Source organism: Mesorhizobium sp. WSM4817, from assembly GCF_055811135.1.
The window spans coordinates 1-254 of sequence record NZ_JBVVQQ010000166.1 but is presented as its reverse complement, the minus strand read 5'-3'; the positions used below and the strand labels follow the sequence as shown (position 1 = coordinate 254).

General features: G+C 59.4%; 1 protein-coding gene. It reads right to left on the bottom strand.

All coding sequences use genetic code 11. The annotated features are described in order from the left end of the window. Window positions 1-19: 19 nt before the first annotated feature. A partial coding sequence (locus AC0L2K_RS35230) for a hypothetical protein (protein WP_473533691.1) occupies window positions 20-254 on the bottom strand: 235 nt, incomplete at its 5' end.

Sequence of the window (254 nt, the reverse complement as noted above, 5' to 3'; positions counted from 1 at the left end):
ATGGTGGTGGCGTGCCAGCCTAGTCGCCAACGATGCGATCCTTGTAGATGCGTGGGTTGTGCGAAGACTGGCTGAAACTTTCTCCTGCGTCCCGGCAAGAGCGAATGAACGCGAGGTAAGGCGTGGTTTGGTCCCCGCCTTTTCCTATTCTGCGCAGATCATGCCGATAGCAGCTGCGCGCTCCAGAACGACCCTCGAGAGATAAAGTCAAGCTGCGACCTTCTTGCCGGTCCGCTTCGCCGGCGCCGGCGTTT